We start from the raw sequence: 7,307 nt of genomic DNA, 5'->3' as shown, positions 1-7,307 counted from the left end.
CGCAGCGCGGCGTCCGTGGGCGGCGCGACGTCGGGACCGGCCTCGCGCAGCAGCGCCATCTCATCCATCGGTGTCCTCCTCGGTGGGGTCGGCGCCGCCGAGCGCCGCGCGGAGCCGGGCGCGGCCCCGCGACAGCCGGGACCGGACGGTGCCCACGGGGACGTCCGGCGCCGCGGCCACCTCCTCGTAGGTCAGGTCGGCCCAGGCCACGAGGAGCAGCGGCTCCCGGTAGACCGCGGGCAGGTCGGCGAGCGCCCGGGCGAGCGGGCCGCGCAGCGCCTGCGCAATGACCCGCGCCTCGCTGTCGACGGGTTCGGCCGCGGTCTCGCCGCCGAGCCGTTCCAGCAGCAGGTAGCGGGCCGCGGGCACGTGCCGGTCGTACACCGCGGTGAACGCGTCCGGTTCCGTGAGGGATCTGCGGATCGGCTCGGCGTCGCCCCGCACCGTCGCGGCCGGACGGTCCGGACGCGCCCGGATACCGATCACCGCGCGGCCGGCGGTGTCGGCGGCTCTGTCATCGGGGGCCTCCCAGGGATCGCGGTGTGCCTGCACCGGTTATCCCTCGGACGGCGTTTCCGGGTTCCCGCGGGCGGGTCAGCCGAGCTCGGCGAGGTCTTCTGGCGTGAGGCGGAGGCCGGCGGCCGCGACGTTCTCCTCCAGGTGGGCCGGGGAGCCGGTCCCGGGGATGAGGAGGATGTTCGGGGAGCGGGCCAGCAGCCACGCGAGCGCGACCTGCGGGACGGTCGCGCCGTGGCGGGCGGCGACGGCGTTGAGGTGGTCCGCCGTGAGCGGCTGGTAGCCGCCGACCGGGAAGAACGGGACGTAGGCGATGCCCGCTTCGGCGCAGGCGTCCACGAGGGGGTCGTCGTCGCGCTGGGCCACGTTGTACTGGTTCTGGACGCAGGCGATCGGCGCGGTCCGGCGGGCCTCGGCGACCTGCGCGGCGGCGACGTTGGAGACGCCGAGGTGGCGGATCAGGCCCTCGTCGCGCAGCGCGAGGAGGGTTTCGAGCGGCGCCGCGAGGGACTCGTCGGAGGGGCCGAGGACACCCATCCGCAGGTTCACGACGTCGAGGCGGTCCAGGCCGAGGGCGCTCAGGTTCGCCTCGACGGCGCGGCGCAGGCCGGACGGGGTGAGGCCGGTGTGCTCCTCGGCGGGCAGGTGGATGTCGGCGCCCTCGACCAGCGCGCCGACCTTGGTGACGATCACCAGGTCGTCCGGGTAGGGGTGCAGCGCCTCGCGGATCAACTCGTTCGCGGACACCCCGTCGTGGGAGTAGTAGTTCGAGGTGTCGATGTGGTTCACGCCGAGTTCCACGGCGCGGTTCAGGACGGCGAGGGCCGTGTAGCGGTCGGGGCGGGGGCCGCCCGGCCAGCCCGACAGCCGCATCGCGCCGTACCCGATCCGCGCGACGTCCAGGTCGCCGCCCAGTGCCCACCGCTCCGTCATGATCACCAGCCTAGCCTCCGGGGTCACGGCCAGCGGTAGGCGGCGCCCTGGGCGGGGACGTGGTGCGGGAGGTAGCACTTCGTCGTGACGTGCTCGTCCTTGCAGTCGAGGCAGAGGTAGGTGCGGTGGCCGCGCAGGCCGCGGGCGCGGCCGCCGCAGGGCGGGCAGACGCAGGGCGACCAGCCGACGATGACGCGGCCGGGGACGAGGCGGTGGCCGCGCGGGCACAGGAACGGGACATGCACGACTCGAACATACTATCGAGTCATTCGGGAGGTAAGGTCAGGCCGGTGAGCGCGCCCGACCCCGATCCGGCGAGCGCGCCCGGCTCTGACCCGGTGAGCGCGCCCGGCGCCGAGGTCGTGCGGCGCGCGCAGCGCGGCGACCTGATGGCGCTGGACGAGGTGCTCGCGGCGCTCGCCCCGCACGTGCGGCGGCTCTGCGGCCCGATCGCGCTGCAGGACGCCGCCCGACGCCGCGCAGGAGTCGCTGATCGCGGTCATGCGCGACCTGAAGTCGCTCCGCGACCCGGCCGCGCTGCTCGGCTGGGTGCGGGTCATCGCCGTCCGGGAGGCGGTCCGGGTCGCCCGGCGGTCGTCGCGGGCCGTGCCCGCGGAGCCGGCCGACCTGCCCGCGCCCGGCGACCCGTCGCTGGCCGCCGACGTCCGCGACGTGCTCGACCGGCTGTCCCCCGAGCACCGCGCCGTGCTGGTGCTGCGCGACCTGGAGGGGCTGGACGAGGAGACCGCCGCGCGGATGCTGCGCGTCCCGGCGGGGACCGTCCGGTCCCGGCTGTTCCGGGCGCGGGCGCGCTTCCGGACGAGCTGGCGCAACGAAGGGAGCCCGCCGTGACCTGGCCCGTCGGGAAGCTGGACGATGTGCGCCGGCTCCGCGCGCTCGCCGCCGCGTACCCCGGCGTCCTGCTGGAGGAGGCGGTCCTGCCGGCTGCATTCGAGGACGTGTGGACGGTACTGGGCGACCCGGAGAACGGATTCCCCGGCCTGGTGCCCGACGTCCGGTCCCTGCGCGTCACCGAACGCGAGGGCGAGCGGATGCGCGCGATGGTGCACGGACGGTCCGGTCTGCGCGCGCGCTTCGACATGGTGCTGCGTCCCGGCTGGTGCCTGATGCAGAGCCGTTTCCTGGTGTTCGGCATGGCGGCCGTTCCCGAAGGGGACGCGACGCGCTTCGCCTACATGGCCGGGTTCCGCGTCCCGGGGATGCGGGTCGCCGGGCCGGTGCTGCGGCGCGCGCTCGGGCCGGTCGTCCTGCGCCGGTTCGTCCGGCGGTTCACGCCGCCGGAGTGACGCGGATCACGGGAGTGATGCGGGACGTCCGCGTCCTCTTCCAGGCATGAGCATTCTCGAACTGGCGGCCCTCCTCGCCGCCGCCGTCCTCGGCCTCGACGCCGCACTGCACGTGTACTGGATGACCGGACGCACCTGGCCCGCCCGCGACGTCACCACCCTGTCCCTCGGCCTGCTGAACGCGGAGGTCCCGTTCACTCCCCGGGTCCTGGCGCCGCTCGTCGCCGTCCTGACGGCCGGGGCGGTCGCCGTGCCGGCGCGGGCCGGGCTGATCCTCACCGGCGTGCCCGGCTGGATCCCGGCGGCCGGGACCGTCGCCGTCGCCGCGGGCGTCGCCCTCCGCGCGGGCGCGGGCGTCGTCTGGGCGCTGGGCGTCGGCGCCCGCCGGGACTCCGCCTTCTACCGGCTCAACCTGGCCGTCTACACGCCGCTTTGCCTCGTGCTGACGGCCGCGACCCTGCGCGTGGCCATCGGCTGACCTGCGGAGACGCCCCGGCCGTGGCGGTCCGCCGCCACGGCCAGACGCCCGGGCCGCAAGGCGGCGGGGTCAGGCGAGACCGGCGTCGTGGGCGAGTAGGGCGATCTGGGTGCGGTTGTCCAGGTCCAGCTTCGTCAGGATGCTCGACACGTGCGCCTTGACGGTCGCCACGCTCATGAACAGCGCGGCGCCGATCTCGGCGTTCGACCGTCCCTCCGCGATCGCGACGACCACGTCGCCCTCGCGCGGGCTGAGCCGCCCGAGCGCGGCCCGCGCGCGCTCGTAGGCGCCCGCCTGGACGGCGGCGCGGTCCATCAGCCGCCGGGTGATCCGCGGCGACAGGATCGGGTCGCCGGACGCCACCTGCCGGACCGCGTCGACGATCTGCGCGGGCGGCGTGTCCTTCAGCAGGAACCCGCTCGCGCCCGCGCGCAGCGCGTGCAGGATGTTCTCGTCGGTGTCGAACGTGGTCAGGACGATGACCTCGGGCGCCGGGTCGCGGCGGCGCAGGCCGCGGGTCGCGGCGATGCCGTCGACGCGGGGCATCCGCAGGTCCATCAGGACGACGTCGGGCGCGTGCCGGTCGGCGGCCTCCGGCACCTCCGCCCCGTCCGCCGCCTCGCCGACGACCGAGATCCCGTGCACGCCGTCCAGCATCATCGACAGGCCGGCACGGACCAGGGCGTCGTCGTCCACGATCAGCACGCGAAGGGGGCGGGTCACGCCGGCCATGGTAGCCAGGCGCGGAGCCGGAACTCCCCGGCGGCGACCTCGTGGTCCAGCCGCCCGCCCGCGAGGTTCACCCGCTCGGTCAGCCCGACCAGGCCCGTCCCGGTGCCGGGGGCGAGCGGGGCGGTGCCGTCCGGCGGCAGCGGGTTCCGGATGTCGATCACCAGCCGGGTGCCGGGACGGCCCTCGATCGCCACCCGGACGGGACGGCCCGCCGCGTGCTTGCGGGCGTTCGTCAGCCCCTCCTGGACGACCCGGTACGCGGTGCGCCCGGCGGCGGCGGGCAGCGCGGCGGGCTCCTCGACGTCGTCGCGCAGCTGCACGCTGCCGCCCGCGTCGCGGGACTCCGCGACGAGCGCCGGCAGGTCGGTGAGGACGGGCTGGGGCCGGTCGTCGTCGCCGGCGTCCTCGTCCCGCAGGACGTTGATCACCTCGCGCAGCTCGTCGAGGGCCTGGTGCACCCCGGCGCGGACCACCCCGGCGGCCTGGGCGAGCTTCTCCGGCGGCGCATCCGGACGGTACTCCAGCGCGCCCGCGTAGGTGGCGAGCAGCGAGAGCCGGTGCGCGAGGACGTCGTGCATCTCGCGGGCGATGCGGGTGCGCTCCAGCATCCGGGCCTCGGCGACGCGCCGCCCCTGCTCGGCCTCGGCGCGGCGGGCGCGCTCGCGCAGCGAGGCCAGCAGTGCGCGGCGCGCCTGCGACAGCGCACCCCAGCCGACCAGCGCGCAGTATGCGAGGGCGACCAGCAGCACCCACCAGCCGTAGCTGATGCCGCCCATGGGCTGCCAGAGCGCGCGCGCCGCGTGCGCAGCGATCCCCGCGGCGCCGACCGCGACCGCGACGGGGAACCGGCGCCGTTGCGCGACGTGCAACGCGCCGAAGGTCGCCGCCGGCGTCGCCGCCGGGGACAGCGCGGCCAGCACGGTCAGCACGAGCGTGCCGGCCACCGGGCGCCACAGGACGAGCGGCGACAGCAGGCAGGCCAGCACCCCGGCCGCGATGTCGAGGCCCAGCGGCATCGGATCCCCCGTGGTCCGGCCCCAGAGCGTCACCGCGCCGAGCGCCCCGACGGCGGCGACGACCCCGGCCGCGCCGGCGGCGAGCCGCGGGCTGCGCCGCTCCACTTCGCAGACGTCCTCGCTGTTCACGGGCCCAGCGTAGGACGGCCCCCGCGACCGCGACACCTACCGAAGTAGGGGGTGCCCCGGACCCGGGACGGATCCGCCGCAGCCGCGCGCCCGATGCGCCGCGGCCCGCCCGGCGGCGATCGTTGCCGGCATGAACGAGATGACCCGCACCTCTCCCGCCACCGGAGGCGTCGCCGCCCGGCGCGCCCTCACCATCGCCGCCGCGGCCGGCGCCGCGCTGCTCGTCTGGGTCGCCGCCGACCCGATCGGCGGCGCCGGGATGCACGCCCGCGGCCAGCACGTCGGCCCCGCCGCCGTCGTCGCGTTCACGCTGCTGATCGGGCTGGCGGGCTGGGGCCTGCTTGCCGTCATGGAGCGCCGCGCGAAGCGCCCGGCCCGCACCTGGGGCCTCACCGCCGGCATCGTCCTCGGGCTGTCGATGACCGGCCCGATGGACTCCGAAGGCCTCGGCACCTACGCCGCGCTGTCGGCGATGCACCTGGTCGTCGGCGCCGTCCTGATCGCGGGCCTCGGCCGCACCGCCGCGCGCGCCCGCCGCTAGTCCGCTGCTGGTCCGCTGTTAGGAGGCGGGCTTCGTCGTGTAGCAGTAGTTCGACTTGCCCTTGAAGTAGTGCTGGGCGCGGGGGTCGTCGTAACGCCAGCGGCACCCCGCGTCGAGCTGCGCCTCCGACATCAGCTGCGCGGCCCGCTTGTGGGCCACGCAGTACGCGCCGGGCTGCGGGGTGTCCCGGTACTCCTCCCACTCCCAGCCGAGCTTCGCGCAGTACGCCGAGAAATGGCCGGGCCCGAGGTCGACGCGCTTGTACGACGGTGCGGACGACGGCCCGCCGGACGGCTTCTTCGACGGCGGCGTCCGCGACGTCGGCGAGCTCGATCCCGGACCGGCACCGGGGCTCCGGCTCGCGCTCGGGCTCTCGATGCCGGGCACGTCCGCACGTCCCGCCTCCCCGGCGCGCCCCTGGTCGGCGACGGTGCCCGGCGTCCCGTGCGGCGACGCGTGCGGGCCCCCGCCGCCCGTCTCACCGTCCGCCATCTGCACGATCCCGAACACCGCCGCGCCCGCGACGACCGCGGCTCCCGCCCCGGCCAGCACGCCCGCCCGCCGCCGGACGCGCCGCCGCTCGTTCGGGACGGTCGACGCGTCCGCCGCCGGAACCGCCTCGGACGAGACCGGCCCGGGCCCGGCCCCCGGCGCGGGCGGCGGAGACACCGGCACCCCACCAGGGCCCGCCGGAACGCCGCCAGGCGCCGCCGGAACACCGCTGCCCGCCGGAACGCCGCCGGAGGCCGTCTGCTGCGAGCGCCGGACGAGCCGGTCCAGCACGTTCTGCGCCGTCGGACGCCGCGCCGGGTCCTTGGCGAGGCACTCGGCGAGCAGCCCCCGCAGCGGCTCCTCCACGCCGTCGAGCCGCGGCGGCTCGTGCGCGATCCGGTTCATCACGATCGGGATCGACTCGTTGCCGAACGGCGGGCGGCCCGTCGCGGCGAACACCATCGTCGACGCCCATGCGAACACGTCGACCGCGGGCCCGAGCTCGCCGGGCTGGAGCTGCTCGGGCGCCATGTACGCGGGGGTGCCGACGGCGCGGCTCACGACGGTCTGCGCACCGGACAGCGCCCGCGAGATGCCGAAGTCGATGACGCGCGGGCCGTCCGCGGCGAGCAGCACGTTGTGCGGCTTGAAGTCGCGGTGCACCACCCCGGCGTCGTGCAGCGCGACCAGCGCCGTCGCCGTCGCGATCGCGAGCCGGTCCAGCGCGCTGCCCGACCGCGGCCCGCCCTGCCGGACGACGCCGCTCAGCGGCGGCCCGTCGACGTACTCGCTGACGATGAAGCGGCGGTTGCCGAACGCCCCGGAGTCCAGCACCTGGGCGGTGCAGAACCGCGCGACCTGCTTGGCGGCCTCCAGCTCGCGCGCGAACGTGTCCAGCGCGCCCGGATCGCCCGTCAGCTGCGCGTGGAACAGCTTGACCGCGACGCGGTCGCCGCCGCCGTCGGGGACGGCGGCGTAGACGACGCCCTGCCCGCCCTCCCCGATCCGCCCGGTGATCCGGTAGCCGCCGAGACGCCGCGGGTCGGTGGGTTCGAGGGGAAGGAGGTCCGGCACACCCGCACTATAACGACGGCCACGCCGGGTTTTCCGGGGGTTGACAGCGTCTGTCCGGCGGTCCGGGTGCCCGCCGGGGGCGGGCACCC

General features: G+C 76.4%; 10 protein-coding genes. 4 read left to right on the top strand and 6 right to left on the bottom strand.

Annotated features, from left to right (window positions below; all coding sequences use genetic code 11):
- Positions 1–60 precede the first annotated feature (60 nt).
- The 3 genes from F9B16_RS47930 to F9B16_RS47920 are packed head-to-tail and all read right to left on the bottom strand — an operon-like array spanning position 61 to position 1,694.
- Positions 61–552 (bottom strand): RNA polymerase sigma factor, encoded by a 492-nt coding sequence (locus F9B16_RS47930; RefSeq protein WP_151546930.1) that lies wholly within the window; start codon positions 550–552, stop codon positions 61–63.
- Positions 553–594: 42 nt separating this feature from the next.
- Complete coding sequence (locus F9B16_RS47925) at positions 595–1,449, bottom strand: oxidoreductase (protein WP_151546929.1); 855 nt, start codon at positions 1,447–1,449, stop codon at positions 595–597.
- A gap of 23 nt (positions 1,450–1,472) precedes the next feature.
- Positions 1,473–1,694: a hypothetical protein gene (locus tag F9B16_RS47920; protein ID WP_151546928.1), complete on the bottom strand. Its 222-nt coding sequence runs from the start codon at positions 1,692–1,694 to the stop codon at positions 1,473–1,475.
- A gap of 256 nt (positions 1,695–1,950) precedes the next feature.
- On the opposite strand from F9B16_RS47920, the gene F9B16_RS53355 reads away from it, so the two are divergent.
- Genes F9B16_RS53355 through F9B16_RS47905 form a run of 3 tightly spaced genes read left to right on the top strand, consistent with a single transcriptional unit; the run spans position 1,951 to position 3,234 of the window.
- Positions 1,951–2,301, top strand: a complete 351-nt coding sequence (locus F9B16_RS53355; protein ID WP_225992619.1) for an RNA polymerase sigma factor — start codon at positions 1,951–1,953, stop codon at positions 2,299–2,301.
- Positions 2,298–2,756 (top strand): hypothetical protein, encoded by a 459-nt coding sequence (locus F9B16_RS47910; protein WP_151546927.1) that lies wholly within the window; start codon positions 2,298–2,300, stop codon positions 2,754–2,756. The genes F9B16_RS53355 and F9B16_RS47910 overlap by 4 nt, the downstream gene beginning before the upstream one ends.
- Positions 2,757–2,802: 46 nt before the next feature.
- Positions 2,803–3,234: a DUF3995 domain-containing protein gene (locus tag F9B16_RS47905; RefSeq protein WP_151546926.1), complete on the top strand. Its 432-nt coding sequence runs from the start codon at positions 2,803–2,805 to the stop codon at positions 3,232–3,234.
- Positions 3,235–3,303: 69 nt separating this feature from the next.
- Here the strand turns inward: F9B16_RS47905 and F9B16_RS47900 are convergent, their stop codons facing one another.
- A complete protein-coding gene (locus F9B16_RS47900) occupies positions 3,304–3,966 on the bottom strand; it encodes a response regulator transcription factor (protein ID WP_151546925.1) in 663 nt (220 codons plus the stop codon).
- Complete coding sequence (locus tag F9B16_RS47895) at positions 3,954–5,111, bottom strand: sensor histidine kinase (protein WP_225992618.1); 1,158 nt, start codon at positions 5,109–5,111, stop codon at positions 3,954–3,956. Before F9B16_RS47895 ends, F9B16_RS47900 begins: the two co-directional genes overlap by 13 nt.
- A gap of 130 nt (positions 5,112–5,241) precedes the next feature.
- Between F9B16_RS47895 and F9B16_RS47890 the strand changes: the two genes are divergently transcribed.
- Positions 5,242–5,652, top strand: a complete 411-nt coding sequence (locus tag F9B16_RS47890) for a DUF6069 family protein (RefSeq protein ID WP_225992617.1) — start codon at positions 5,242–5,244, stop codon at positions 5,650–5,652.
- A gap of 18 nt (positions 5,653–5,670) precedes the next feature.
- Here F9B16_RS47890 and F9B16_RS47885 read toward each other — a convergent pair whose 3' ends face one another.
- Entirely contained in the window at positions 5,671–7,218 is a 1,548-nt protein-coding gene (locus F9B16_RS47885) for a serine/threonine protein kinase (protein WP_151546924.1), read from the bottom strand.
- Between the last annotated feature and the right edge of the window lie 89 nt (positions 7,219–7,307).

Source organism: Actinomadura montaniterrae, assembly GCF_008923365.1.
GTDB classification, from domain to species: Bacteria; Actinomycetota; Actinomycetes; order Streptosporangiales; family Streptosporangiaceae; genus Spirillospora; species Spirillospora montaniterrae.
The sequence above is the reverse complement of the archived record's forward strand: the minus strand, read 5'-3'. Positions and strand labels throughout refer to the sequence as shown.

What these genes read in the sequence shown, in the direction of transcription:
- F9B16_RS47925 (WP_151546929.1), bottom strand. Translation starts at nt 1,449, where the DNA reads ATGACGGAGCGGTGGGCACTGGGCGGCGACCTGGACGTCGCGCGGATC.
- F9B16_RS53355 (WP_225992619.1), top strand. Translation starts at nt 1,951, where the DNA reads ATGCGCGACCTGAAGTCGCTCCGCGACCCGGCCGCGCTGCTCGGCTGG.
- F9B16_RS47905 (WP_151546926.1), top strand. Translation starts at nt 2,803, where the DNA reads ATGAGCATTCTCGAACTGGCGGCCCTCCTCGCCGCCGCCGTCCTCGGC.
- F9B16_RS47900 (WP_151546925.1), bottom strand. Translation starts at nt 3,966, where the DNA reads ATGGCCGGCGTGACCCGCCCCCTTCGCGTGCTGATCGTGGACGACGAC.
- F9B16_RS47890 (WP_225992617.1), top strand. Translation starts at nt 5,242, where the DNA reads ATGAACGAGATGACCCGCACCTCTCCCGCCACCGGAGGCGTCGCCGCC.